Origin of the sequence: Staphylococcus sp. NRL 16/872, assembly GCF_022815905.2 — a bacterium.
Classification (GTDB): domain Bacteria; phylum Bacillota; class Bacilli; order Staphylococcales; family Staphylococcaceae; genus Staphylococcus.
Window position 1 is genome coordinate 529,398 of sequence record NZ_CP119327.1, and the last position, 26,103, is coordinate 555,500.

General features: G+C 33.6%; 24 protein-coding genes. 13 read left to right on the top strand and 11 right to left on the bottom strand.

Annotated elements, in window-relative coordinates:
• Nucleotides 1–27 precede the first annotated feature (27 nt).
• Complete coding sequence (locus tag MT340_RS02390; protein WP_243603546.1) at nucleotides 28–1,314, bottom strand: O-acetylhomoserine aminocarboxypropyltransferase/cysteine synthase family protein; 1,287 nt, start codon at nucleotides 1,312–1,314, stop codon at nucleotides 28–30.
• Nucleotides 1,315–1,467: 153 nt separating this feature from the next.
• A complete protein-coding gene (locus tag MT340_RS02395; RefSeq protein ID WP_243603547.1) occupies nucleotides 1,468–3,048 on the bottom strand; it encodes an FMN-binding glutamate synthase family protein in 1,581 nt (526 codons plus the stop codon).
• A gap of 182 nt (nucleotides 3,049–3,230) precedes the next feature.
• On the opposite strand from MT340_RS02395, the gene MT340_RS02400 reads away from it, so the two are divergent.
• The 5 genes from MT340_RS02400 to MT340_RS02420 all read left to right on the top strand — a co-directional run bounded on the left by MT340_RS02400 (nucleotide 3,231) and on the right by MT340_RS02420 (nucleotide 6,482).
• Nucleotides 3,231–3,674 carry a hypothetical protein gene (locus MT340_RS02400; protein WP_243603548.1) on the top strand — a complete coding sequence of 148 codons (444 nt, stop codon included), beginning with the start codon at nucleotides 3,231–3,233 and terminating at the stop codon, nucleotides 3,672–3,674.
• A gap of 24 nt (nucleotides 3,675–3,698) precedes the next feature.
• On the top strand, nucleotides 3,699–4,010 hold the full coding sequence (locus MT340_RS02405) for a CPBP family intramembrane glutamic endopeptidase (protein WP_284120973.1): 312 nt from the start codon (nucleotides 3,699–3,701) through the stop codon (nucleotides 4,008–4,010).
• A gap of 54 nt (nucleotides 4,011–4,064) precedes the next feature.
• The gene (locus MT340_RS02410) at nucleotides 4,065–4,871 is read left to right on the top strand and encodes a CPBP family intramembrane glutamic endopeptidase (protein ID WP_243603550.1); all 807 of its coding nucleotides are present in this window, start codon (nucleotides 4,065–4,067) and stop codon (nucleotides 4,869–4,871) included.
• 167 nt (nucleotides 4,872–5,038) lie between these two features.
• Nucleotides 5,039–5,701, top strand: a complete 663-nt coding sequence (locus tag MT340_RS02415; RefSeq protein ID WP_243588628.1) for an ABC transporter ATP-binding protein — start codon at nucleotides 5,039–5,041, stop codon at nucleotides 5,699–5,701.
• Nucleotides 5,694–6,482 carry an ABC transporter permease gene (locus MT340_RS02420; RefSeq protein ID WP_243588629.1) on the top strand — a complete coding sequence of 263 codons (789 nt, stop codon included), beginning with the start codon at nucleotides 5,694–5,696 and terminating at the stop codon, nucleotides 6,480–6,482. The genes MT340_RS02415 and MT340_RS02420 overlap by 8 nt, the downstream gene beginning before the upstream one ends.
• Before the next feature lie 66 nt (nucleotides 6,483–6,548).
• Here the strand turns inward: MT340_RS02420 and MT340_RS02425 are convergent, their stop codons facing one another.
• Nucleotides 6,549–8,030, bottom strand: a complete 1,482-nt coding sequence (locus MT340_RS02425) for a HAMP domain-containing sensor histidine kinase (RefSeq protein ID WP_243603551.1) — start codon at nucleotides 8,028–8,030, stop codon at nucleotides 6,549–6,551.
• Nucleotides 8,023–8,700: a response regulator transcription factor gene (locus tag MT340_RS02430; protein ID WP_243588632.1), complete on the bottom strand. Its 678-nt coding sequence runs from the start codon at nucleotides 8,698–8,700 to the stop codon at nucleotides 8,023–8,025. The genes MT340_RS02425 and MT340_RS02430 overlap by 8 nt, the downstream gene beginning before the upstream one ends.
• Nucleotides 8,701–8,917: 217 nt before the next feature.
• Here MT340_RS02430 and MT340_RS02435 point away from each other — a divergent pair, with 217 nt between their 5' ends.
• Nucleotides 8,918–9,082 carry a hypothetical protein gene (locus MT340_RS02435; protein WP_243616807.1) on the top strand — a complete coding sequence of 55 codons (165 nt, stop codon included), beginning with the start codon at nucleotides 8,918–8,920 and terminating at the stop codon, nucleotides 9,080–9,082.
• 116 nt (nucleotides 9,083–9,198) lie between these two features.
• Complete coding sequence (locus tag MT340_RS02440) at nucleotides 9,199–10,374, top strand: MFS transporter (RefSeq protein WP_243588634.1); 1,176 nt, start codon at nucleotides 9,199–9,201, stop codon at nucleotides 10,372–10,374.
• Nucleotides 10,375–10,408: 34 nt separating this feature from the next.
• Here MT340_RS02440 and MT340_RS02445 read toward each other — a convergent pair whose 3' ends face one another.
• Nucleotides 10,409–11,755, bottom strand: coding sequence for a carboxylesterase family protein (locus MT340_RS02445; protein ID WP_243588635.1), 1,347 nt, complete (start codon nucleotides 11,753–11,755; stop codon nucleotides 10,409–10,411).
• Nucleotides 11,756–11,860: 105 nt separating this feature from the next.
• A complete protein-coding gene (locus MT340_RS02450; protein ID WP_243590225.1) occupies nucleotides 11,861–13,516 on the bottom strand; it encodes an APC family permease in 1,656 nt (551 codons plus the stop codon).
• Between the two features lie 189 nt (nucleotides 13,517–13,705).
• On the opposite strand from MT340_RS02450, the gene MT340_RS02455 reads away from it, so the two are divergent.
• Nucleotides 13,706–14,305 carry a YdeI/OmpD-associated family protein gene (locus MT340_RS02455; protein WP_243588636.1) on the top strand — a complete coding sequence of 200 codons (600 nt, stop codon included), beginning with the start codon at nucleotides 13,706–13,708 and terminating at the stop codon, nucleotides 14,303–14,305.
• 960 nt (nucleotides 14,306–15,265) lie between these two features.
• Here MT340_RS02455 and MT340_RS02460 read toward each other — a convergent pair.
• Nucleotides 15,266–16,309, bottom strand: coding sequence for a 2,3-butanediol dehydrogenase (locus MT340_RS02460; RefSeq protein WP_243588637.1), 1,044 nt, complete (start codon nucleotides 16,307–16,309; stop codon nucleotides 15,266–15,268).
• Nucleotides 16,310–16,782: 473 nt separating this feature from the next.
• Here MT340_RS02460 and MT340_RS02465 point away from each other — a divergent pair, with 473 nt between their 5' ends.
• From MT340_RS02465 to MT340_RS02480, 4 genes are read left to right on the top strand one after another with little or no spacing between them, the layout of a single operon-like run.
• Nucleotides 16,783–18,090 (top strand): betaine/proline/choline family ABC transporter ATP-binding protein, encoded by a 1,308-nt coding sequence (locus MT340_RS02465; protein WP_243588638.1) that lies wholly within the window; start codon nucleotides 16,783–16,785, stop codon nucleotides 18,088–18,090.
• The gene (locus MT340_RS02470) at nucleotides 18,090–18,725 is read left to right on the top strand and encodes an ABC transporter permease (RefSeq protein ID WP_243588639.1); all 636 of its coding nucleotides are present in this window, start codon (nucleotides 18,090–18,092) and stop codon (nucleotides 18,723–18,725) included. The genes MT340_RS02465 and MT340_RS02470 overlap by 1 nt, the downstream gene beginning before the upstream one ends.
• A 25-nt stretch (nucleotides 18,726–18,750) precedes the next feature.
• The gene (locus MT340_RS02475; RefSeq protein WP_243588640.1) at nucleotides 18,751–19,695 is read left to right on the top strand and encodes an osmoprotectant ABC transporter substrate-binding protein; all 945 of its coding nucleotides are present in this window, start codon (nucleotides 18,751–18,753) and stop codon (nucleotides 19,693–19,695) included.
• Complete coding sequence (locus MT340_RS02480) at nucleotides 19,695–20,378, top strand: ABC transporter permease (RefSeq protein WP_243588641.1); 684 nt, start codon at nucleotides 19,695–19,697, stop codon at nucleotides 20,376–20,378. The genes MT340_RS02475 and MT340_RS02480 overlap by 1 nt, the downstream gene beginning before the upstream one ends.
• A 103-nt stretch (nucleotides 20,379–20,481) precedes the next feature.
• On the opposite strand, the gene lrgB is transcribed toward MT340_RS02480, so the two are convergent.
• From lrgB to MT340_RS02500, 4 genes are all read right to left on the bottom strand, one after another.
• Nucleotides 20,482–21,183 carry an antiholin-like protein LrgB gene (gene lrgB, locus MT340_RS02485; protein WP_243603552.1) on the bottom strand — a complete coding sequence of 234 codons (702 nt, stop codon included), beginning with the start codon at nucleotides 21,181–21,183 and terminating at the stop codon, nucleotides 20,482–20,484.
• Nucleotides 21,183–21,638 (bottom strand): antiholin-like murein hydrolase modulator LrgA, encoded by a 456-nt coding sequence (gene lrgA / locus MT340_RS02490; RefSeq protein WP_243588643.1) that lies wholly within the window; start codon nucleotides 21,636–21,638, stop codon nucleotides 21,183–21,185. The genes lrgB and lrgA overlap by 1 nt, the downstream gene beginning before the upstream one ends.
• A gap of 212 nt (nucleotides 21,639–21,850) precedes the next feature.
• Complete coding sequence (locus tag MT340_RS02495; protein ID WP_243588644.1) at nucleotides 21,851–22,618, bottom strand: response regulator transcription factor LytR; 768 nt, start codon at nucleotides 22,616–22,618, stop codon at nucleotides 21,851–21,853.
• 19 nt (nucleotides 22,619–22,637) lie between these two features.
• Nucleotides 22,638–24,377: a sensor histidine kinase gene (locus MT340_RS02500; RefSeq protein ID WP_243588645.1), complete on the bottom strand. Its 1,740-nt coding sequence runs from the start codon at nucleotides 24,375–24,377 to the stop codon at nucleotides 22,638–22,640.
• Between the two features lie 269 nt (nucleotides 24,378–24,646).
• Here MT340_RS02500 and MT340_RS02505 point away from each other — a divergent pair, with 269 nt between their 5' ends.
• Entirely contained in the window at nucleotides 24,647–26,047 is a 1,401-nt protein-coding gene (locus tag MT340_RS02505; protein ID WP_243603553.1) for an MFS transporter, read from the top strand.
• Nucleotides 26,048–26,103: the final 56 nt, after the last annotated feature.

Below are 26,103 nucleotides of genomic sequence, written 5' to 3' on the forward strand. Positions count from 1 at the left end.
GACGTTTTTGTCCACTCTTGTTTATTGTTAAATACTGTTTAGTGCGGCATCTAAGTCGTTGATAATGTCTTCTGCATTTTCAGTACCAATAGATAGACGTACCATTTCTGGAAGGACGCCGGATTGACGTTGTTCTTCTTCAGTTAATTGTTGATGTGTTGTACTTGCTGGATGAATGACTAATGATTTCGAATCACCAACGTTCGCAAGTAATGAGAATAATTGTAATTCGTCAACAAAGTGGGCGATATCGTCAATTGAACCATCCACACCAAATGTAAGAATAGCACCTTGTCCTTTAGGCAAGTATTTATTTGCGAGTTGATGATATTTACTGTTTTCAAGTCCTGGATAATTAACCCATGTCACTTTAGGGTGTTGATCAAGGAAGCGTGCTACTTTTAAAGCATTTTCAGAGTGACGTTCCATACGTAAATGAAGTGTTTCAAGACCGATTAAGAATTCATGCACATTGTAAGGAGAAACGGCTGAACCTAAGTCACGTAATAATTGAACACGGGCTTTCGTGATATAAGCAGCTTCGCCCACATCTTTCGTATAAGAAATACCGTGATAACTAGGATCAGGCTCAACTAAACCAGGGAATTTGCCGTTATCCCAATTGAATTTACCGCTGTCTACGATGATGCCACCGATAGAAGTGCCGTGACCGCCAATAAATTTAGTGGCAGAGTGAATGACGACATCAGCGCCATGTTCAAATGGACGACACAAGTAAGGAGAGGCAAATGTATTATCTATGACTAATGGCATACCGTTATCGTGAGCAATATTTGCGACAGCTTCAATATCTAGTACATCAATGGCAGGATTACCAATTGTTTCTGCATAAATCGCACGTGTTTTATCGTTAATCGCTTTTTTAAAATGATCAGGGTTACTTGGATCGACAAAATGGACTTTGATGCCTAATTTTCTAAAAGTAATATTTAATAAGTTGAATGAACCTCCGTAAAGATTTGAAGAGGCAACGATTTCTGAGCCAGTTTCAACAATATTGAGTAAGGCAAGTGTGATGGCTGCTTGTCCTGAAGACGTTGCGAGTGCACCTACGCCACCTTCTAACTGAGCCACGCGTTCTTCAAAGACATTTTGCGTAGGGTTCATAATACGTGTGTAGATGTTTCCTGGTTGGGCGAGGGAGAATAAATCATGAGCGTGTTGCGTGTTATCAAAGACATAGCTTGATGTTTGATAAATCGGCACTGCACGTGATTTAGAGAATTCATCGATGACTTGACCGGCGTGAATCGTTTGAGTTTCAATTTTCCAATTTGGGCGTTGTTCTGACATAGTGAGGACCTCCAATTAATTGAATATTCAGATAATTATGTTTGTATATATTATACTAAAGATGGAGGATAAATCAAACTGGATTACTCGGGATTGGAAAATAAATATAAATTAAGCTAGGTTACCGTCGTAAATAACCTAGCTTAATATACTTTAACTTATTAGCTTCAATTTATAGTTTGCGATTTCTTGGAGTGTGCCATCGTCTCGCTTAATCACGATATGGTCTTTTGTAATTTCGTTCGGACTTTTAACACCGACTGCAGCTGCGATATTGAATAAACCTTCATGTAAACTTGTTACATAGTTTGTCACACGGTATTGCTTTTCATCAATAATTAGCGCTTTCTCTTTTTTAGGGTCAGTCGTTGCTACGCCAACTGGACACGTATTTAAGTGACATTGTTGACTCATAATACATCCAACACTAATCATCATCCCACGTGCGACGTTAACTAGGTCAGCACCTAAACCTAACGCGATAGCAATTTTATCAGGTGTGATTAATTTACCTGAAGCAAAGATTTTCATTTTATCACGTACGTGATAGCGTTCTAGCATGCCTGAAACGATAGGTAAGGCCGTGAATAAAGGTAAACCTACACCATCTTGAAGTTCTTGGAAAGTGGCCCCTGTACCACCTTCACCACCGTCGATCGTAATAAAACTTGGATAAATATCAAGTTTTACCATAGCTTGTACTAACTTTTCGACTTCCTCTACTTTGCTGACTACAATTTTAAAGCCAACAGGTTTTTGACTGATGCTACGAATTTTATCTACAAATTGCAATAGTTCTTCTGGTGAATTAATAAAATCGAAGCGGTTAGGTGAGTTAATGGTTTTATGAGGTTCCACGTTTCGAATTTTAGCGATTTCTTCCGTTACCTTATTACCTTCCATGTGGCCACCACGTGTTTTAGCCCCTTGAGCAAGTTTAAGTTCATAAGCTTTAATTTCTTTGTGTTGATTTAATTCTTTAAACAAATCTTCACTGAAATGACTTTCTTTATCACGAACACCGAATAAGCCTGGTCCAATTTGGAAGATGATATCGCCGCCGCCTTTAAGATGGAAATCTGACAAACCACCTTCACCTGTATTCATCCAAGTCCCTGCACGTGCTAACCCTTTCGATAAGGCTGTAATCGCATGTGAACCTAACGCACCATAACTCATCGCTGATTGACCTACAAGACGTTTGATTCTAAATGGATGAGCAAGCTCTTCTCCCAAGACGATCGCATTTTCATCCGATAAATAGAATGGATCAATGTCTTTTTGCTCACGATGTTCATCACGTTTAAACAATCTTTGACTATCTACAGAATAGAGAAATGTAGAAATCATTGTACGATTATCTACTTGTAATTCCGTCGTTTGTAATGGAAACATCGTATTGCGTATGTAAAATCCTTCTTTATATTCTCTTAGTGTCCCGAAACTTGACATACGTGAATTATATTTCCCTGATAATACTATATTTGTGTATTCACTTCTTGAAAATGGTTTCCCTTCGGTATCGTTCGCAAATAAATACTGACGTAATTCTGGGCCGATTTTTTCAGCAAAATAACGCACTCTTCCTAGCACAGGATAGTTACGTAATACACTATGTTGCGATTGTGCTCGGTCTTTAAATAATAAAACTAATAAAAGTCCTAACGCGCCAATAACTATAATAAAGATCATAGCATTAACGATAAATTGCATCGTAGTAAGCAATTCTGTCATTTATAATTCCTCCCCTTTGGCCTTTTATACCCTTAATGATATAACAATTAATATTTTTTACAATTATAGTTTTTAAATTTTTATAAAAAATTGAAAAAACAAATTTAATAAAAATCAATTGGTCTTATGATAAGGTTATTTTAAAATAGTAAACTATAAGTGTTGTAGGTTTGAGGTGACACATGAAGAAAGAGAAAGAAGTTATTAAATATGTAGTTCCTAGAAATCGATGGGGGAGTAATGAAATAGTTAAAAAAGATTTCCTACTCGTTCCTATCTTTTTATTTTTTCAAATACTGATGCCAATTATTATTGTGTTCGGTGTATTAGGTGTAACGGCGATGATTACGCAAGATCCACCCCCGTTATATTTTTATAATTTGACGTTGAGTATTAGTTTTGTCATTGCTCAGTTTATAGTGATTGTAGCGTTTTTTGCCTTGCATAAGTTTTATATTGTAGATGTTGCGCGACGTCAATTTCATTTCGCTAAACAACATTTAGGTATGGTTATTGCTACGACGAGCTTTGTTTTATTAGCTTATTATAGTGTTAATTTCGGGGTTTCAATGCTTCCATCGCCATTAAGTTATGATAAAACACAAGCTCAAATTCGGTTAGAATGATTATTCAATCATCCTAGTGCGATTATCTTTACCTTTATTACAATGGTTATTTTCAGACCATTAATTGAAGAATTAATCTTCAGACATCTGATTATCCATGAATTAAGTAAACGTTTTAGTTTAACCTTTATGATAGGGCTTAGCTTAGTTATAGAAGTATTGGCACATGTCTACGATTTAATATCTTGGCTAGAAATCCTACCATACATGATACTCTCTCTCGGTGCCATCATTGTTTATTTGAGAAGTGATAAGAACTTAGCAGCTTCCTTCTTATATCATAGCTCTGTACAATTGGTCATATTTATTATTACAATGATTGAGAGGTTTTTTTAATTTTTGAAAAGTAATATCACTTATTTATGAGAATCAGAAGATAAGGAGAGACATATGACTTCGGAATATAATGATTCGCAACAAACTAATGAACAACCACCAATAAGAAATGAATTTGCCTCTAAACGTATAGTGAAAAGAGATTTCTGGCTTATTCCTGCTTATGCAGGGTTTAATATGGTGTTAATTATTATGTTGTTATCAATGACTATGAGAACGCTCACTTATTTATTCGGGCCCATGCCTGAAAATCAATTTGAGCGCAGTTTAATGTCTTGGGGACAAATTTACACCCTCATTGGTCAATGCTTAATATTGTTATTATTTTATTTAATGCATAAAAAAACAATTATCCCCATAGCTATGCAACGTTTTAAAGATTTAAAGAAACATATAATCTTAATAATTATAGTATTTGTAGTGATGTATTTATTACTAGGCGTTTATGGCTGGTTTATTGAATTATTGCCTGAAAAATATCAATTTGATGATACTGTTAACAACAAAACAATTGAACAATTATTTACTATCAAATGGTTATGGCCAATTCTATTTTTAGATATCGTTATCATTACGCCAATTGTGGAAGAACTATTATTTAGACATTTAATTATTCATGAACTAGGTAAGAAATTAACTTATGGTGCGATGTATGTCGTTTCCATTTTGGTTTTTGCTGGTTTACACGTCATACATGCAACGTCACCATTTGAAATAGGTCCCTACATCATTATGGCTATTGGATTTGTGGTTGCCTATCATTTTAGTGGGCGAAATCTAGCAACAACTATAACGTTACATATGGCGAATAATTTTATATCTTTTATATCTATTATTATTCCTTTTATTTTAGGTAAATAATGGGGTATATGGAAGTAAGACGTGATTCAGACGTTAGTGTGTTGATCGTCTTACTTTTTTGTTTTATAGCGAGACATTTACATTGATGTTTAAATTAAAGTTTAGAAAAATTAAATTTAATTATTTAATAAATAGTAGTAGGATAGGAATGAGGAGGTCAGAGACCGATGTTGTTAGAAATTAAAAATCTAAGTTATAAAGCATCTCGACGAGACATTTTAAAAAATATTAACTTTCAATTCGATAAAGGTGAAACGATTGCTATAGTAGGCCCTTCAGGTAGTGGGAAAAGTACTTTCCTAAAACAAATTAATAATTTAATTAGTCCTACAAAAGGGGAGCTTTATTTTAAAGGGAAACCGTATAGTGATTACGAACCAGAAACATTACGTTCACAAATTAGTTACCTTATGCAACAAAGTGAATTATTTGGAGAAACAATCGAAGATAATATGGCATTTCCGGCAATGGCACATGACGATAAATTTGATAAAGAAAAAGCTGAAAAATTATTAGAAATGGTAAATTTAGGAGACTATTCTTTAAATTCAAAAATTGAACATTTGTCAGGTGGGGAACGACAAAGAATCACGATTGCACGCCAATTGATGTACAAACCCGAAATACTATTACTTGATGAATCTACAAGTGCCTTAGATACACAAAATAAATCAAAAATTGAAAAAATGATTTTTCAACTTGCTGATGAAGGTGTAGCGATTTTATGGATTACACATAGTGATGATCAAAGTATGCGTCATTTTCAAAAAAGAATTACCATTACTGATGGTGAAATAACCAAAGAGGAGGACTTACGTCATAATGAGTAATACAGCCCTCTGTTTAACTGCCTTACTGTTATTAATTCCAATAATCATTTCCTACAAAGAAGGTTTACATATTATTAAAGACTTGGTAGTTGCCTCTCTTCGTGCAGTTATTCAATTACTGATATTAGGATTTATATTAAATTATATTTTCAAAATTGATGAAGCATGGATTTTAATATTAGCAGTGTTAATCATTATTATTAATGCTTCGTGGAATACAATAAATCGTGCGTCACCAGTGATGCACCACGTGTTTATTATTTCTTTCGTGGCGATTTTTGTAGGAACGGCGTTACCTTTAGCAGCAACCGTCTTAGCTGGAGCGATTGACTTCAAAGCAAATGAAGTGATTCCAATTGGTGGTATGCTCGCAAACAATGGTTTAATTGCGATTAATTTAGCGTACCAGAATTTAGATCGCGCTTTCGTAAAAGATATTGCCGATATTGAATCAAAGTTAACACTCGCTGCTTCTCCTAAGTTAGCGTCTAAGGATGCTATTAGAGAAAGTGTTCGTTTAGCAATTGTACCAACTATAGATTCAGTGAAAACATACGGCTTAGTCTCTATTCCAGGTATGATGACAGGATTAATCATCGGTGGGGTGCCGCCATTACAAGCGATTAAATTTCAGTTACTAGTCGTGTTCATTCATACTACAGCAACGATTATGTCTGCTTTAATTGCAACATATCTAAGCTATAACCAATTCTTTAATGCACGTCATCAACTTATTGCGCGTAATAACGATATCCAAGAAGATGACGAAGACGATAAATAATTTTTTGAAAATGAAAAGTCAGTTTCCGATTAGAAAATATAGCGGAAACTGACTTTTAGTATGTCATTAAGTTTTATCAATAAGTGAGATATGGAAATATACACCAATAGCAGTCGGGCACACCTCAATACTTCCATCATGAAAATGAACGGCATCTTGAATAATGGTCAATCCCATACCATGATGAGCGCGATCCTTTTTAGAAGTATAAGACTGATTAATAAGATCATTAATATTCGTTTGTGGCAAACCTTGACCATCATCAATATAGTCGAAAATGACTGTATTATTTTCTCGAGTAAAGCGAATTGTTATATTTGGATGTTTATCATTATGTTCAATACTATTATTAATTAAATTAATGAGTAAACGTTCAAAATATAATTTATTTCCATAAAACTGTGCATCTTCATCGAAATTAAATGATAAGGAGATAGACTGATATCCTATGATAGAAATGATTCGTTCCACAGTTGCTTTAATTGGGAAGTTTTCTTTATCTTGTTTCATTTGTTGTGTTTCTAAATCAAACGATTGATTCAAACTATCGATTAAGTCGCTCATGAAAGAAGCTTTTTCAGAAATAAGTTGTACATAAGGTTGTGATGTTTCATCGGTTTGTATTAATTTCGAATAGCCATAAATCGTTGTTAGCGGTGATTTCAAATCATGAGAAATTTGGCTGATCCATTTCGATTTATAGTAATTAATCTGGTTGTGATAAAACTTATCTGACAACATTTGTTGATTTAAATGGGTCAACGAATGGTCTAATTCAGGATACGTTTTACGTTTTGATTTTTTTCTCTTACGCTTTCGTTTTTGGTTAGATGTAGGTTGATATAATTTTCCTTCAGATAAATTACCTATCCAATCAATATAATAGGCCAATGGTTTTGTTAAACGTTTAGAGATTAAGAAAGCTGTAATCGCAACTAAAACGATGTTAAATATAATAAATCCAAGTGTTATTTTTAGAAAATTTTTATTTGCATCATGGAAATTATAACCTAAATCATAAGAGTTCTCGTAATCTCTAAAGTTAGAATTTTTTACGAACGAAAGTTTGCCATTATCAATATTAAAAATGTATCGGTTAAAATCTTGAATTGATAAACTATCTAATAATTGAGACGTCTTTATTTGGCTATCATTCGTGATGTTTGGAGATTTAACTTGCTCACGATAAATGTAAATAAAATAAGTGTTATGCTGAGTATAAATTGTGTTTGTATTATAAATATTATCAAGGACTTTATGTTTAATATTTTGTCCTTTTAAACGATTTGGATAAAGAATATCCCCATTCTTTTTTGTGAAATACAATTCCGCATTTTCTCTTTTAGCTAAATTTTTTAATCGTTCACTTGGAGTGTGACTCATATTCGTTGAATCAAAATATTCAGGACCAACTTCACTTAAAGTCGTGTATAGGTTAGTTACGAGATTGAATGTCATTAATCCAATAAAAATTAGAGAAAAAATAAAATTAACAATAAAAAATACAGTAATATATTTTAAAAATTTTAAAGTGAATCGTTTATTCATGAGCATCTTCCTTAAACATGTAGCCTTTGCCACGGACAGTTTTAATCATCTTTGGTTCATTAGGGTTTGTTTCAATTTTCTTACGTAATGTACGTATGTGAACCATTAATGTATTGTCATCAACACCCGTATCATACCCCCAAACTTTCGTGTACAGTTGATCTTTAGTAAGCACTCGGTTTTTATTGTTGATGAGATAAGTTAGTAATTGATACTCACGATTAGTCAAATTAACTAACGCATTATTTACATAAACCTCCATACTATTAAAGTTAATTTTTAAATTGTGGTATGTATAAATCGGATTAGATTTTTTATTTAAATGAAGAGACACTCTATAATAAAGTTCCATTGGATCAAATGGTTTTTTAATGTAATCAACAGCACCATTTTCAAAGCCTTTATAGACATCGATATGTGTTGTTTTAGCAGTGACAACAATAACCGCAGTTTTAGATAAATCTATATATTTTAAGAGTTGATAGCCATCTTCTGATTTTAAATTTAAGTCTAGAAGAATCACTTGATAATGATGATTCAGTAATTCATTTTTAGCTTCCTCAATATTAAATACAGATTGAACTGTATCTATGCCTTTTGTAGTTAGTGATAATTTCATCAATTCACTAATATCTTTATCGTCTTCAATAATAAGCACATTCCCATTCATTGCGAACACCTCATTATTTATCTTATAAAACTTTTTAATATTTAACTATTATTGCTTTAATAATTTAAGGAAAATTTAAGATAAATATAAGTGATAGTTAAATGGATTGATTTAGCATATAGTTAAAATGATACAAAAGGGGTTAGTACACATGAAAACATTGTCTTATATAATTGGCTTTTTGATTACGGTACTTGGACTATATAATATTTTGCGTTTGGGTTTTAGTGTAGTAGAAAATCATTTTAATTTAAATTTTGGAATCGACATCTTACTCCATAATAACTATGTTAATTACGGGACATTGATTGTATTAATTGTATTAATGATTGTTGAAACGTTTGTTGAGCATTATTTAGAAGATAGAAATGATTTCTCTTAAATTTTTTGTACAAAAATAAAAATGAATATTATAATGAAACAGTTACTATGCTTAAAAAAATAGCAAGTAGCTGTTTTTTTATGGAAAATTTAATATTTAAGAAAGGAGATTTCTGCATGTCTATCATGCGTATAGCAACCTTTATCATTAGCGTCTTTATCGTTGGGATGGTTGAAATGATGGTCGCTGGAATTATGAATTTAATGAGTGATGATTTAGGCGTTTCTGAAGCTGTCGTTGGTCAACTTGTTACGCTTTACGCGCTTACCTTTGCGATTTGTGGTCCTATATTGGTTAAACTGACAAATCGTTTTTCGGCACGTCCAGTATTACTTTGGACTTTAGTTGTCTTTATTGCAGGGAATGTCATCATCGCAATTGCCCCGAATTTTACCATTTTAGTTATTGGACGAATTATTTCTTCTGCAGCTGCTTCTTTAATTATCGTGAAAGTACTTGCTTTAACTGCTATGCTTACAGCGCCTAAAAATCGTGGGAAGATGATTGGTGTCGTTTATACCGGTTTCAGTGGTGCCAATGTTTTCGGTGTGCCAATCGGTACTATGATAGGTGATTGGATTGGTTGGAGATTTACATTTGTCTTTATTATTTTAGTAAGTCTGATTGCTGGTTTACTGATGATTAAATATTTACCTACCATTTCAGAACTTAACTCTGCCAATCGACAATATAATCATATCGATGACAGTGGGCAACAAACTTCTCACATCTTAAGACCTGCCGAAATTGTGAAATATCTTGCGATTACGTTGTTAATCTTAATCGCTAATTCCGTGACATTTGTTTATATTAATCCTCTCATTTTGGAAAATGGGCACAACATGGGCTTTGTTTCATTAGCATTATTAGTTAACGGTGTTGCTGGTGTTGTTGGTACCTCAATGGGAGGCGTATTGGCAGATAAACTGACAAGTAAACGTTGGTTGATTATTGCTTTCTCAGTCTTTATCGTCATGATGATTATTATTAACTTAATATTATCTACTACGCTTCTATTATTAGTAGGACTATTTATATGGAACATTGTTCAATGGAGTACGAACCCTGCGATTCAAAGCGGAATTATTGAACACGTAGAGGGTGACACAAGCCAAGTGATGAGTTGGAACATGTCATGTCTTAATGCCGGCATTGGTTTTGGTGGTATTATTGGAGGCTTGGTTGTTTCTAATATGTCAGTTGAAGCGGTCACACTCGTCAGTGCATTCATAGGACTAGTAGGTTTAATCATAGTGCTTACTCTTAAAAATATACATTATGCGAAGAATTAAAAACAAAGGCGTATCGCAACATTTGCGGTACGCCTTATTTGTATATGTGTGGCTCTTTATTATTTGAATGATAAGGTTGCCATGGCATTGTATCTGACTTTGCGAAAGTTACTAAATCGCTTGTCATTTGTTCGCTTAATTTAATTTCTGAAGTTAAGTTTTTAATGCCGTGCGCTTTAAGGATATTCATTTTCCCAAACCAAAAAACAAGATCTAGAATATGATAGGCACTATTAAAATCAGAAGTGTTTGGTAAACACCAATCGAAACGTAAAAACCATCGCGTTGAAAGAGACAGTGTATCTAATAATTGAAGGGCAGGCGTTTTAAAATACAAATCAGTTACAAGTTGTGCTTGTTGTTTGCCAGTTTGTGCATTTGCTTCGTCGATATCAATATCATTTAACGTCATGACATTTACAAAGCGTGATGCCTCTAATTTACGAGATTCGTTGCGAATATAACAATCTCCCTCATTGTTAGTCACGCCTACGACGACAGGTTTCGTGAAATGTGACAATGGGCGACTCATAGAGTCATCTTCAATAGGCGCGTAAATCAGTTCCAAGCCTTTGGATTTGCCACGTGAAGCCTCATCTAAAGCTTGTAATTTCAATATATTTGATACTGTTAAATCTTCTAGCCCTTTATTTTGAAAGTGAGTAACTATCAATTTATGGAAATGTTGTGCTTTTAGGTAGCCAGTTTCTTTTTTATCGAGTCTCAAAGTACCACTGAGTAACATTACCTTATGATAGAATGTATCTATTTCAGGCATTTGCATTAATGCCATAATACTCATACTTCCAGCAGATTGCCCCATTAATGTAACGTTATGAGGGTTTCCTCCAAAGCTTTCAATATAATGGTGAACCCATTTTAATACATTAATTTGATCCGACAAACCATTATTTTTATCAAACGTTTCATTAAAATAGGACCAGTCTAAAAAGCCTAAAGCACCTAAACGATAGTTAAATGTGATTACAATCACATCATGTTGTTGAACGATAGCTTCAGGTGTATATAACTCAGCAGAACCATGGCCGTTCACAAAGCCACCACCGTAAAAATAAATAATTACAGGTTTGTCTTTATCCTCATTATTTTGTTTCCAGATATTTAAATATAAGCAATCCTCGTTTTGTGGGAAAGTGACATGTTCAGAAGAAAAGAAAGTTTCTAACTTATTATAAGGTTGAGGAGGAATATCTTTGAAATGTGTAGCTTCAATATCATGATTCCATGATGTATATAACTCGGAATGTTTAAAGCGACGATGGTGTTTAGGTGGATAGGCATAAGGAACTCCTAAAAATTTGATGATTTCATCTTCCTTGATGCCATGAATCTTCCCGAAAGACGTAGTGATCGTTACCATGTTAGACCTCCTTCTTCTTACTTCATTCAACTTAACTATAGCACTAAGAAACACAATAAAAAATACCAAGCGTGAAGTAACTATCACGCTTGGTATTGATTAAATTTATTTCTCTGCTTGTTCTTGTGTAGCTTCTTGTTTCGCTTGTTCAAGTGTATCTTTTTTCATTTTTTTATTAATCTTTTTAGCACGCTTGAAGTAAATACTTTCGAAATGACTAGTTGTACCGATTTTATAGAAGATAATCGCTAAGACAATAATCACGACAAAATCGTAAGGGTAGTGAATTAAGTTAATACCTTTAAATTCTTTACTACCGATAAATGACATGATTGCTAATAAGATTAAATAAATGATAATCCATAAGCTACCACCGATTTGTTTTTTAGTGTTTTTCCAATTCATTTTATATTCATAGAAGAAATAAATTGGTAAACCTAAAATAATGATAAAGATTACTTCGGCAGTTGTTGGCCACATTGCCCAGTAAATTGCTAATGAAGCTAGGACGAATGATAATGGCGCCATAATTTTTAACAATGCACCACGGAAAGGACGGTGTAATTTAGGCCCCATTTTACGTAGAGCAATTACTGTCGTTGGACCAGTTAAGTAAGCAACTAATGTTGCTGTTGAGATAACAGCCGCAAGTACGCCCCAGTCACGGAATAAAGTTACCATGACCATACTTATAATGGCATTAAATACAATCGCAACACGTGGAATGTTGTATGTTGTATTAATTTTTCCTAAGAATTTAGGAATATGGCCATTTTTTTCCATCGCATTTAAAACACGACCTGTAATCGCTACGAATGAAACGCCTGTACCAAATGGTGAAACTACAGCTTCAATATATAATAGAATCGCTAACCAGTTGATACCTAATAAAATCGCCATATCTGCGAATGGTGAGTTAAAGTTAATACCATGCCAACCATGTTCATGAATCATTGATTGTGGCATAGAAGTAATAAATGTACTTTGTAAAACAACATATAATGTCGCACTTAACGTTAGAGAAATTGCGATACCTCGTGCGATATTCTTTTCAGGATTTTTAATTTCAGATCCCATATTAATGATTGTTTGGAATGCGTTAAATGAGAAAATGATACCTGATGTTGTTGTGGCAGCAAAGATTGGGGCACTACCATATGGCATAAATTCACCCATTGATGAACCATAGTTACTAGTATCGAAACCAGAAAGCATTAACATAATAATTGTTAATAAAGGTACACCCAATTTAAAGATTGAAATTAAACTTGTAAATGATGTTAATAATTTTACTGACCAATAATTCAATAAAGAAAAGATAATGATGATAATATATACAGCAAATAAGCCAATCGTACTAATTGTTCCATTATGCATTAAAGCGCTGGTAGGCTTTGCCCAATCCCATGGCCAAGAGCTAATGTACTGAACCGCAGATACAGCTTCAATTGGGATAATCGTTACAAGTGAGACCCAATTTGCCCATGCAGCAATAAATCCAAGTAAAGATCCATGCGTATATTGTGCGTAGTTACTCATCCCACCAGATTGTGGGAACATAGTCCCGATTTCAATGTAGTTATATGAAATTGTTCCAATGACAATAAATCCAATAATCCACGAGATAATTGAGGCAGGACCAGCTACGGAAGAAGCTTCCCACGCACCGAAGAGCCAACCAGAACCAATTAAACTACCTAGTCCAAGTAGCACTAATTGAGTCAGACTAATTTTATTACTATCGTTATTGTTCTGTCCCATAAATACTCCTTTTAAAATTGTTTTAGTATTCATATAAAATGACACTTTTTAATTATACGCTTATCGTATAATTAGTCAATTTACATTTTAGTAAATTTGCAAAATATTGTGTTATCAATAGTTAATTATAAACTTAAATAATATAATAACTGTATTGTTACCAAATTAATTGATCGGAAGGTGTTAGAAATGACGCATAAGCAGGCAAATGATAATGTTTTAGCTTTTTTGGAAAAGGATAGTCAATGGAAGGAATCTTATCAATATCTTAGAAATTTAATATTTGAAGAAACTGAATTAGAAGAGACCTATAAATGGATGCATCCCTGTTATACGTTAAATGGAGCAAATGTGGTATTAATCCATGGCTTTAAACATTATGTAGCGCTTCTCTTTCACAAAGGCGCTATCTTGGAAGATCAATATCATACGTTAATTCAGCAAACGGAAAAAGTTCAAGCAGCGAGACAATTGAGGTTTGAAACGTTAGATGAGATTAAAGAACGTCGTGATGAGATTCTTTATTATGTGAATGAAGCGATTAAAGTGGAAAAAGCGGGCAAGAAAGTGGAATTGAAGAAGACAGAGGATTACGACATACCTGAAGAATTACAAAGTAAGTTGGATGATGTACCTGAGTTTAAAGAGGCGTTCTATAATTTAACGCCTGGACGTCAACATCAATATATTTATCATATTTCACAAGCGAAACGTAGCCAGACAAGGCAAAATAGAGTTGAGAAATATTTTAATCATATTTTAGAAGGCAAAGGCATGCATGATAAGTAAAATGTAGTTCTTCAATGGATGGTCATTTCACTTAAGTTGTATAGAAATTCTAAGATGAACATTCACTCATTTTTGTTGCGACGCTTTCTTGCGGGAAAGGCTCAAGCCTGTAGTCTTAAGCTCTTTCTTTTCCGCCAAGAGTCGCGCAACGTCAGTCGTTATTCATCTTAGAACTACTTACGTAAGTGTGTATACACTTAAGTTCCTTTCCTCAGCTTGCTTTGTTTGTAGACTTTCTACGCGAAAGTCTTTGTGCTGGGGCCCCACGCTCAACTACGTTCCATTATCCATTTTAGAACTACTTACATAAACGTAGAACCTCCTAGTCAATAATACTTAAATACTTAGTTAATTGTACTAGGCTAATCATTATTGTTTTTTTAAATACTTATACATCTTATTATTTGTATTAAGATAAATACTGAAGTTTAAATACAACTTACTTAATTTATAAATTTTTTCATTAATGTAGAAAAATACATTATCTTTTAAATTTAGTTAAATGGATAATTACTATAAATACTTAGTATTGTGATGAGTATCTAATGAGAATAATAATTTTATGAAATTAAGTAATAAAACAGTTGTGAAAAGTATTCTAAGATAGATTACGAAGTGCAGTTGTGGAGGTTCCTATGTTAATTATTAATGAACATAAGTGCTTTGCACTTATGTAAGAAATTCTAAGGATAAACTACGAATGACGTTGTGTGACGCCTGAGGGAGCAGGATGAGTGTCGAGACCAAGGCTCGACCCAGCCCCCTAGGCAAGCATCACAACAGAATGATTGAATGTTCATCTAAGAATTTCTTTACAACTAAAGTGGAATGAAAATCCATTTAAGAACTGCATTAGAAATATAAGTTAGCAATACGAAGTATTGAATACATAACGAGCCCCTCCATAATGTGGTTTATGGAGGGGCTCTTAGGGAATGATATTATAATTTAATCAATAGATTAGCCGTTTAATTTAACTAGGATTTTAGCTTGTGATTTGTCGTTTACTAATTGTTCGAAACCAGATTCAACGATGTTTTCTAATTCGATTTCATCTGTTACTACGCTCTTAACATCTAAGCTTCCGTTCGCAATTAAGTCAATTGTTTGTTGGAATGTAGTAGGTGAGTAAGCGATAGTTGAAGCTAAATGAACACCAGAGTTAGTTAATAACATTGGGTCAAAGTTAACTTCATGCGCAAAGATAGAAACGATAACAACTGTACCTCTAGGACGTGTTACTTTAACAGATTGTGCTAATGTTACACCTACACCAGCTACTTCGAAAGTCACGTCTACACCATTTTCAGTGTGTTCATAAATATATTCAACAGGTTCTACATCACCAGAATTAATAACGTGAGTAGCGCCTACTTCTTTAGCTTTAGCTAAACGTTCTTCTGATAAGTCGAAAACGAAGATTTTACTTGCACCAGCTGCTTTAGCTGCAACGACAGTTAATAAACCGATTGGTCCTGCACCAAAGATAGCTACAGTGTCACCAAATAATAAATTACCTTCTTTAACAGCTTGAACTGCTACAGCTGTTGGTTCTACTAATGCACCTTCTTTAGCAGATACATTTTCAGGTAAAGCGTAAACATTTTCTTCAGGAGCATTAGTGAATTCTGCGAAACCACCATCTGAACCTAAGCCGATGAATGAGTAACCATCATATAAATCTACGCTTTCGTCTTTTTCACGTTTAGAAACAGTTGGGTTAACAACTACGCGATCGCCTTTTCTATATTTAGTTACATCTTTACCAACTTCCTCAACCACACCAGCAAATTCATGACCTAAAGTAACAGGTGCTTTTTGACCTAAGAATGGGTCAGGTTTATCTGTAGAAATAAATACTGGTCCTTCTAGATATTCGTGTAAATCAGTACCACAAATTCCAGCCCAAGATACTTTAACTTTCACTTCGTTATCTTTTAATTGTTTAGGTTCGCGATCTTCAACTCGAACATCTTTTTGACCATACCATACTGCTGCTTTCATAAAGTAAAACTTCCCTTCGTTAAATACTTATTACATCTTTAGATTAATACTAACGTTGGAGGAATTCAATTTTTCCTAGTAAAAATAAGCGATTGATTTCGAAAATTTTGACAATTTAATGAATTTTATTGACGCTTATAATATTTAGTGCTATTTAATTTTTCCATTTAATAAATATTATTTTAGTCTCCTTAATTATTGGGTTACTTTAACGTTTGAAAGCATAAAAAAAGAATTGTGAAACTTTTTTAATTATTTTAAATAAGTAACGTTTCAAAAAATTATATAGGGTATATATTAATAAATGACGAAAAATCAACGAATTTCATAGAAATTGAATTTACTAAAATTTCATGAAGCAAAGGCCATGTGGCCCTTGTTTGACTTATGACACATTTGTTTAACAATGGGACTCTTGGCCTTTTTATGTTCGTTTATTTTTCTTCAGGGTTAAATTAGGAAGGAGAAAGCTAATGACGCTAAGTATTAAAAACTTAACCAAAATTTATTCAGGGAATAAAAAAGCGGTAGATAACATTTCATTAGACATTGAATCCGGGGAATTTATTGCTTTTATTGGGACAAGTGGTAGTGGTAAAACAACAGCATTGCGAATGATTAATCGCATGATTGAAGCCACTGAAGGAACGATTGAAATGAATGGGAAGAATGTTCGTAACATGAATCCAGTAGAATTACGTCGTAGTATTGGTTACGTGATTCAACAAATTGGACTCATGCCTCATATGACCATTCGTGAAAACATTGTGTTAGTACCGAAACTTTTAAAATGGTCTAAAGAAAAGAAAGACGAGAAAGCAAAAGAACTAATTAAGCTAGTTGATTTACCGGAAGATTATTTAGACCGTTACCCTTCAGAATTATCGGGAGGTCAACAACAACGTATAGGGGTGGTACGTGCACTAGCAGCTGAACAAGATATTATCTTAATGGATGAACCGTTTGGTGCATTGGACCCTATTACGAGAGATACGCTACAAGATTTAGTAAAAGATTTACAACAAAAGTTAGGGAAAACGTTTATATTTGTTACGCATGATATGGACGAAGCAATTAAATTAGCTAATCGTATTTGTATTATGTCGCAAGGTAAGATTGTGCAATATGATACGCCAGATAATATTTTAAGAAATCCGGCGAATGATTTTGTTAAAGAGTTTATTGGACAAAATAGATTAATTCAAGATCGTCCTAATATGAGAACAGTTGAAGATGCGATGATTACACCTGTTACAGTTAAAGCCGATGATTCATTGAATGATGCGGTTAATGTTATGAGACAAAGACGTGTCGATACAATATTCGTAGTGAATAATCATAATCGCTTATTAGGATTTTTAGATATTGAAGATATTAACCAAGGTTTGCGTCAAAGAAAAGAACTTATCGATACGATGCAACGTGATGTTTATAAAGTACATATAGATTCAAAATTACAAGACTCAGTGCGTACAATACTTAAACGTAATGTGAGAAATGTGCCCGTTGTTGATAACGATAATACGCTAATTGGTTTAATTACACGTGCTAATTTAGTAGATATCGTATACGACTCAATTTGGGGTGAAGGCGATGATGAAATGGAGTTGTCAGACTCACATATGAATGATGTAGAACGTGAGAATGAAATCGGCAATCAAGAGAAAAAAGCGATTGCACAACACCAACAGGAAGATGCGACACATAAACAACAAGATGTCACCGATCGTTTTGATACTGAGAACTTAGATGAAACGCATGATTCAGGAGTTGATCGTTAATGAAGGAATTTTTCCAAGAATATGGAAGCCAACTCGTATCAAAAACTATCGAACACTTCTATATTTCAGTCATCGCGTTATTAATTGCGATTGTCGTAGCGGTACCATTAGGTATTTTATTGTCTAAAACAAAACGTACTGCGAATGTAGTGTTAACGATTGCGGGTGTGCTTCAAACAATACCGACGTTAGCCGTATTAGCACTTATGATTCCAATCTTTGGTGTAGGTAAGACGCCAGCGATTGTCGCATTATTTATTTATGTATTATTACCAATTTTAAATAATACCGTACTTGGGGTACAAAATATTGATAAAAATATTATTCAAGCTGGAACAAGTATGGGCATGACAAAATTTCAATTAATGAAAGATGTGGAATTGCCTCTTGCTTTACCATTAATTATTAGTGGCATTCGTTTATCAAGTGTGTATGTCATTAGTTGGGCAACGTTAGCAAGTTATGTTGGTGCAGGTGGTTTAGGGGATCTAGTATTCAATGGATTAAATTTATATCAACCACCGATGATTATTAGCGCTGCTATTCTTGTTACTTGTTTAGCCTTACTTGTAGACTTCTTGCTTTCTTTAGTTGAAAAGTGGGCCGTGCCTAAAGGACTTAAAGTATCTAGATAATTGAAAAGGGAGGATTTTTAAATTTATGAAAAAGTTTAAAATAACTTTCATACTTCTGGCATTGTCCCTCGTAGTATTATCTGGATGTGGTTTACCAGGTCTAGGCGACGGCAATGCGAAAGACAGTGTTAAAATCACTGCTACTGAAACGAGTGAAACGAAAATAATGGCCAATATTGAGAAATTAATGATTGAACATTACACAGATGGAAAGATTAAACCTACGATTGTAGGTAATTTAGGATCAAGTATAATCCAACATAATGCGTTACAACGTGGCGATGTTAATATGTCAGCTGTACGTTATACAGGAACAGAATTGACCAGTGTATTAGATGCGCCACCTACCAAAGATCCGAAAAAGGCGATGGCAGAGTCGCAAAAACTTTTCAAAAAGAAATATGATCAAAAATATTATAATTCATTTGGATTTGCAAACACTTATGCATTTATGGTGACTAAAGAAGTTGCTGATAAATATCATTTGGAAAAGGTCTCAGATTTGAAAAAATATAAAGATGAATTGCGTTTAGGTATGGATACGCAATGGATGAACCGTGCAGGAGATGGCTATCCGGCCTTCCAAAAAGATTATGGCTTTAAGTTTGCGAGTGCACGTCCAATGCAAATTGGTTTAGTGTATGACGCATTAAAGAATAAAAAATTAGATGTGGCTGTAGGATATTCAACGGATGGACGTATCGCAGCTTATAATTTAAAAGTTCTAAAAGATGATCGTAAATTCTTCCCACCGTATGATGGTAGTCCATTAGCGACAGAAAAATTAATTAAAGATAATCCAGAAATCGATAAGGCATTAACGAAATTAGAAAATAAAATTAGTACAAAAGATATGCAGAAATTAAACTATGAAGCGGATGGTAAAGGTAAAGAACCTGCCGTTATTGCTGAAGAGTATGTGAAAAAACATAACTATTTCGAAGATGATAAGAAAGGTGGTCAAAAATAATGAAAGGTAACTTATTAAGCTCACTTTATGAATATTATACCTTGAACTTTGGCTATCTTATGGAGTTGTTTTTTAAACATTTATTAATGTCGATTTATGGTGTGCTATTCGCGTGTATTATTGGAATTCCATTAGGAATACTTATTGCACGTTATTCTAAGTTAGCATGGCCAATCATCACGATAGCGAATATTATTCAAACGGTACCTGCTATTGCTATGTTGGCTATCTTGATGTTAGCGTTAGGCTTAGGACCAACAACAGTAGTTGTGGCTGTATTCTTATATGCGTTACTTCCTATTATAAAAAATACGTATACTGGAATTACAGAAGTAGATCATAACATTAAAGATGCTGGTAAAGGTATGGGTATGACAAGTAATCAAATTATGCGCATGATTGAATTGCCTTTATCATTATCTGTTATTATCGGAGGCATTCGTATCGCACTTGTTGTAGCGATTGGTATTGTGGCGATTGGGTCATTTATTGGTGCACCAACACTTGGTGACATCATCATTCGCGGTACGAACTCAACAGATGGTACAGTCTATATTTTAGCGGGAGCTATTCCTATTGCATTAATTGCAATTATTATTGACTTAGGTTTACGTTATTTAGAAAGAAAATTAGACCCAACTAATAAAAATAACAAGAATAAACAAGTTCAAAGTGTGAATTAATATATTAAAAAGCGTTGGTTAACAAGTGAGGTAGATAAGTCTACTACTTGTTAATCAACGCTTTTCTTTGTTAAATCGAATGTTAAATTAAAGGAATATCACATTAGAATAAGAAAGTAGCTAAAGGAGGTACAATCGCTACAATGATAACGCCTACAATAACTACAGCGATACTACCCATTGATTCTTCGGTTTCACCAAATGATTTCGCAGCGGCTACACCTAGTGTATGACCACTTGTTCCTAAAGCTAAACCACGCGCAATCGGATTTGAAATTTTAAACCATTTTACAATTTTCGGTCCAAGTGCTGAGATAACTACGGCATTTAGAATAACAGCAAGTGATGTTAATTCTTTTACGCCACCGATACCCTCAGAAACTGGTAAGGCAATAGCTGTTGTAGCAGCTTGTGGCAACATTGAAGCACCAATTTTATCGCCTAATTGGAAAATTGCAGTAACAAGATAAATTAAAATAAGTACGATTAGTGTACCGATTGCAATACCACCAAAGATTTGTAACCAATATTTTTTAAGTACGTCACGTTTCTTATATAGTGGAATGGCGAAACTAATTGTGGCTGGTTCTAAGAAGAAATTAATGATGTCGCCACCGATTTTATAGTTTTCATAGCTAATCCCTGTAACTTTTAAGAAGGCGATTCCTGCCACCATTGCTACGAATAGAGGAGCAAGTAAGAAAAAGCCATTAGTTTTTTTATAAAAATATTGTGCAATGACGAATGGAATCAGTGATACAAGTATTCCAAAGTATGGTGTTGTAATTCCTAAATGTTCAGCCATTAGTTACCCTCCCCAAGTTTTGTTTTTTCGTTTTGTTCTTTAGTTGGAAATAATGTTTTAGTTACGAATAATTGTGAAACAAATCCAACGCAGACTAGTAATAATAATGTTGAAATAATAATTAATAATAAAATTAAAATTGGATGCTGGCTTAAAAGTGGTAGCGAATTAATAACTGAAATACCAGCTGGAACGAATAAGAAACTAATATTGTTTGTAAGAGCGGTTCCCACTTTTTCCACTTGGCCTAATTTTACAATGCCTGTACATAACAAGATGAATAATAGTACGAGCCCAATGACTGAAGCAGGCATTGGAAATGGAATGAAACTTTCGATAATTTTAGAGATTAATAATACAACAGAAATCGTTAATGCTTGTTGAAAGAAATTGTACGTTTTTGAAACTTTATTACTTTCATTAGCATTTGTAGTTTGTGATGATTGTTGTGCCATAATGCTACGCTTCCTCTCTTTATTTCTTTGTCTATAGTTTAGTATGAAAACGTTTACTCGAGAGCTTTTTCAAAGTGAGTTACAAATATTTAACGATGAGTTGCATTATTTTAAAGGTGAGAATCATGATAAAATTGAAAATCAAAAAAGATGAGTAGGGGAACAATATCACTGTAATTTGATTTGTCCTCAATACTCATCTTTAATAATTATTATATTAATCCAATTTCATGTTTGAAATTTTTCATAAATGAACGGCTAACTTGGAATTTATCGCCAGTCGTCATAGTGACTTGATATGTATAATTAAACCAATGTTCGACGCTATCAATATATTTTTTGTTAATAATTGTAGCACGATGAATTTTAATGAATTTATGTGCTGCTATTTTCTTTTCAAAATGTGTTAGTGGTTCGGTAGTTTGATAAGTACGCTTCAAGGTAATAATGGTCGTAACGCCTGTGTTGACAGAAATAGCTACAATCTCTTCAATATGAAGAACATAAATACGTTCATCTACTTCAATGGGAATGACAGATTTACTAGTCATATTGGATTCAGATATAGATGCAGTGGCTACGTCTTCTTGAGTATCTTCTTCACTACTGCCTGTATTTAAATGAATAGCTTTTTCAACTTTTTGTACTGCCTGAGCGACTCTTTCAAGTTCGAACGGTTTTAAAATATAATCTATAGCATTAAGTTCGAAAGCTTTTACCGCAAAGGTATCATGTGCCGTAGCAAAAATTATATAAGGCGGTTGCTTCATTTTTTGAATTTTATGCGCTAAGTCGATGCCATTTTCATCCATTAAATTAATATCCAAAAAGACTAAGTCATATGTGTCATATAATAATTTTTCTAATGTTTCTTCGACAGTTTCAGCTTCTTCAATTAATTCAATCTGAGATAATTCGTTAAGTAGATAATGTAATTCGTTACGAGCTAAAGGTTCATCATCCACAATTAATGCCTTCACTTCAATTTCCTCCTTTATATTATGATTTATATGGAATTTGACAACTAACAATCGTGCCTTTTGAAGTAGATTTAAAATGTAGTTTGGCTTCTGTGCCATAAAGTCCAATCAAACGACGATTAAGGTTCTCTAATGCACTGCCTGTACCGGTATCGGAATTTACGCTCATTTGTCCTAGCATTGGTAATTTATCTTCAGCAATACCGCTTCCATTATCACTCACTCTAATTAGAAGTTGATGTTGTTCACTATAAACTTCTACACGTACCACGTTATCTTTTCGACGATGTTTAAATGCATGTTTGATCGCATTTTCCACTAGAATTTGAATAATAAATGGTGGAATTAGTGCGTTTTTGCACGCTTCATCGATATGATATTGAATGATAAATCGGTTAGGAAAACGTGCTTGTTCTAATGATAAATATGCTTCTACTTGTTGTAATTCTTTATCTAGTGTAATCGTATTATTGCGCGCACCTTGCAAATTAGATCTAAAGAATTGGCTTAATTGTAATAGTAATTTACGTGCTTTTTCACTATCAATACGTACTAATGCTGAAATTGTATTAATCGCATTAAAGAAGAAATGTGGATTGACCTGTGCTTGCAAAGATTTAATTTCTGCATCTCTTAAGAGTTTGCTTTGTGTCTCAGCTTCGCCTAATTCTAATTGACTTGAAAAGATGTCCGCTAACCCTCGTGCCAATTGTTTTGTAGAGTGTGTAATATTATTTTCTTCCGTGAAATAGAATTTTAATGTCCCAGCTACTTCGTTATGTATCATTAATGGAATAACAATAGCTGCAGTCAAAGGACAATGTGGATTATTACAACCGATTTCTTCTTTAGAATGAGCTTCTTTTAAATGACCTGTTCGAATCACCTCTTTGGAAAGGTGAGTAATGATTTCTTTTTTAGCAACGTGATGATCACTGCCTGCACCGACATGAGTTAAAATGTCTTTTTTATTAGTAATTGCCACGGCCGATACTTTCATTAATTTTAAAATAATTTCAGCTACGGGCCGTGCAGATATTTCATTTAGACCAGAACGAAAATAAGGCAATGTTTTATTCGCTAACTCTAAAACGTCATGGGTTTGAACTGCACGCGTTTGTTCTTCTTGCTGTAACGTAGACAAAATAATAGATAAGAAAATAGCAGTCCCTAAACTGTTAATAAGAATCATAGGGAGGCCAATAAATTGTACTAACGACCAAGCCGATGCCATATCATTTGAAAAAAGAATAATACATGCCATTTGAATAGCTTCATTTACAATACCAATAATCGCGCCTGTTAATACTTTGGGATAGGTATAACGACGCATTGTTCGATAGCCGTAAAATCCAGAAATTAATGAAATAATAACGGAAGATATTAAATATGTGTATGCATTTGCGCCACCAATATAAATACGTGAGACCCCTGAAATAATACCTACAATAATTGCGACAAAAGGCCCACCAATTAGTCCAGACATGCCAATCGTAAGTACGCGTGTATTTGCGAGCGAAGCATTATCACTTAAATGATAATAAATATTGCTAGAAATGATTTTGCCATTTTCAATTTCTATCCCTGTAAAGTTTGAAAGAATCGCAAACAAAGCAAAAAGAATCGTTAATTGCCATTGAGAACGAAGCTGTTCTCGTTCACCCATCATCGTCTTAAAATGATTAATGTTCATTAATATATAGGCAATGATAATAATTAAACCTACACGTTCAAGTAATAATATAAATAAGTTAAACATCGACTAACACCTATTGTTAAAATTTAAAAATATATAATATAACATTATTTATTATAATATGAAGAAATTGAAGTAGATAGGCATAAAGTAATACTTATATTTACGAAAATATGAAATTTATTAATATAAATGAAGTTTCTATATTCTAATTAATTATAATTTTGAAAAATAGAGTTTTTTGTGAAGTCATTTAAGCTTAATTATGATAAGGTTTTAAATATAAACTATTTTAGTTTATTTTTTAGGGTATATTAGGAGGAGTTTTTCAAATGGAGTCTTCAAAAGAATTTAGGGGAGATAATAAATTACTCATAGGAATCATTATAGGCGTACTTACGTTTTGGTTGTTTGCTCAATCACTCGTAAATGTCGTGCCAACACTACAATCGTCATTTAATACAGATATGGGCACAATCAATATCGCAGTGAGTTTATCCGCATTATTCTCAGGTTTATTTATTGTGGGTGCTGGGGATATTGCTGATAAATTTGGGCGCGTCAAGATGACCTATTTGGGATTAGCATTAAATATTATAGGATCATTATTATTAATTATTGCACCGTTTGCTTGGCTATTATTAATTGGACGTGCATTACAGGGGCTTTCAGGTGCGTTCATTATGCCATCAACGCTTGCAATTATTAATGAATATTACATTGGAAAAGAAAGACAACGTGCCGTGAGTTACTGGTCAATAGGTTCATGGGGCGGTAGTGGTATCTGTTCACTATTTGGTGGCCTAATGGCGTCTTCAGTTGGTTGGCAATGGATATTTATTGTGTCTATCGCGTTATCTATCTTGGCCTTCTTTTTAATGAAACACACGCCTGAAACGAAAAATGAGCCAAAGCCCGGCGAGAAAGATAATAAATCTAAATTTGATGTTATAGGCTTAATCTTACTTGTAATTACATTATTGAGCGTCAATGTTATGGTGACTCAAGCCGCAGATCGTGGATTAATGTCACCAATGATTTTAACGCTAGGCGCAGTATTTTTAATAGCTGGTGTCCTCTTTATTATTCGTGAGATTAAAGCTAAGAATCCACTTGTTGATTTTCATTTATTTAAAAATAAAGGATACAGTGGGGCGACACTTTCTAACTTTATGTTAAATGGTGTAGCTGGTGGTACATTAATCGTTGTTAACACGTATTATCAAAGTCAATTAGGATTTAGTTCATTACAAGCGGGATTAATTTCAATTACGTATCTTGTAGCTGTACTTGTAATGATACGTGTAGGTGAAAAGTTATTACAAAAACAAGGCGCAAGAAAACCATTATTAACAGGTAGTGCCTTTACCTTTGTTGGTTTACTCTTATTATCACTAACATTTTTACCAAACATTGCTTATATTATCTCAAGTATTATAGGTTATTTATTATTCGGTATTGGTTTAGGTACATACGCGACACCTTCAACAGATACAGCTGTAGCTGAAGCACCTGATGATAAAGTAGGGGTTGCATCTGGTGTGTATAAGATGGCTTCATCATTAGGAAATGCATTTGGTGTAGCAATGTCTAGTACCATTTATGGATTTTGCGCATCACAAATGAATTTACAACTTGGTGGCGCATCTGGTGTAATCTTCAACGCAGGTATTGCTTTAATTGCATTCCTTGTTATATTATTCTTAGTTCCAAAAAAAGTAGGTAAAATTTAATATTATATCCTTAAATGGGAATGATATAGAAATCTTTCATTAAAATCGATTTCTGT

What these genes read in the sequence shown, in the direction of transcription:
- MT340_RS02390 (WP_243603546.1), bottom strand. Translation starts at nt 1,314, where the DNA reads ATGTCAGAACAACGCCCAAATTGGAAAATTGAAACTCAAACGATTCAC.
- MT340_RS02395 (WP_243603547.1), bottom strand. Translation starts at nt 3,048, where the DNA reads ATGACAGAATTGCTTACTACGATGCAATTTATCGTTAATGCTATGATC.
- MT340_RS02400 (WP_243603548.1), top strand. Translation starts at nt 3,231, where the DNA reads ATGAAGAAAGAGAAAGAAGTTATTAAATATGTAGTTCCTAGAAATCGA.
- MT340_RS02410 (WP_243603550.1), top strand. Translation starts at nt 4,065, where the DNA reads ATGACTTCGGAATATAATGATTCGCAACAAACTAATGAACAACCACCA.
- MT340_RS02415 (WP_243588628.1), top strand. Translation starts at nt 5,039, where the DNA reads ATGTTGTTAGAAATTAAAAATCTAAGTTATAAAGCATCTCGACGAGAC.
- MT340_RS02420 (WP_243588629.1), top strand. Translation starts at nt 5,694, where the DNA reads ATGAGTAATACAGCCCTCTGTTTAACTGCCTTACTGTTATTAATTCCA.
- MT340_RS02425 (WP_243603551.1), bottom strand. Translation starts at nt 8,030, where the DNA reads ATGAATAAACGATTCACTTTAAAATTTTTAAAATATATTACTGTATTT.
- MT340_RS02430 (WP_243588632.1), bottom strand. Translation starts at nt 8,700, where the DNA reads ATGAATGGGAATGTGCTTATTATTGAAGACGATAAAGATATTAGTGAA.
- MT340_RS02440 (WP_243588634.1), top strand. Translation starts at nt 9,199, where the DNA reads ATGTCTATCATGCGTATAGCAACCTTTATCATTAGCGTCTTTATCGTT.
- MT340_RS02445 (WP_243588635.1), bottom strand. Translation starts at nt 11,755, where the DNA reads ATGGTAACGATCACTACGTCTTTCGGGAAGATTCATGGCATCAAGGAA.
- MT340_RS02450 (WP_243590225.1), bottom strand. Translation starts at nt 13,516, where the DNA reads ATGGGACAGAACAATAACGATAGTAATAAAATTAGTCTGACTCAATTA.
- MT340_RS02455 (WP_243588636.1), top strand. Translation starts at nt 13,706, where the DNA reads ATGACGCATAAGCAGGCAAATGATAATGTTTTAGCTTTTTTGGAAAAG.
- MT340_RS02460 (WP_243588637.1), bottom strand. Translation starts at nt 16,309, where the DNA reads ATGAAAGCAGCAGTATGGTATGGTCAAAAAGATGTTCGAGTTGAAGAT.
- MT340_RS02465 (WP_243588638.1), top strand. Translation starts at nt 16,783, where the DNA reads ATGACGCTAAGTATTAAAAACTTAACCAAAATTTATTCAGGGAATAAA.
- MT340_RS02470 (WP_243588639.1), top strand. Translation starts at nt 18,090, where the DNA reads ATGAAGGAATTTTTCCAAGAATATGGAAGCCAACTCGTATCAAAAACT.
- MT340_RS02475 (WP_243588640.1), top strand. Translation starts at nt 18,751, where the DNA reads ATGAAAAAGTTTAAAATAACTTTCATACTTCTGGCATTGTCCCTCGTA.
- MT340_RS02480 (WP_243588641.1), top strand. Translation starts at nt 19,695, where the DNA reads ATGAAAGGTAACTTATTAAGCTCACTTTATGAATATTATACCTTGAAC.
- lrgB (WP_243603552.1), bottom strand. Translation starts at nt 21,183, where the DNA reads ATGGCTGAACATTTAGGAATTACAACACCATACTTTGGAATACTTGTA.
- lrgA (WP_243588643.1), bottom strand. Translation starts at nt 21,638, where the DNA reads ATGGCACAACAATCATCACAAACTACAAATGCTAATGAAAGTAATAAA.
- MT340_RS02500 (WP_243588645.1), bottom strand. Translation starts at nt 24,377, where the DNA reads ATGTTTAACTTATTTATATTATTACTTGAACGTGTAGGTTTAATTATT.
- MT340_RS02505 (WP_243603553.1), top strand. Translation starts at nt 24,647, where the DNA reads ATGGAGTCTTCAAAAGAATTTAGGGGAGATAATAAATTACTCATAGGA.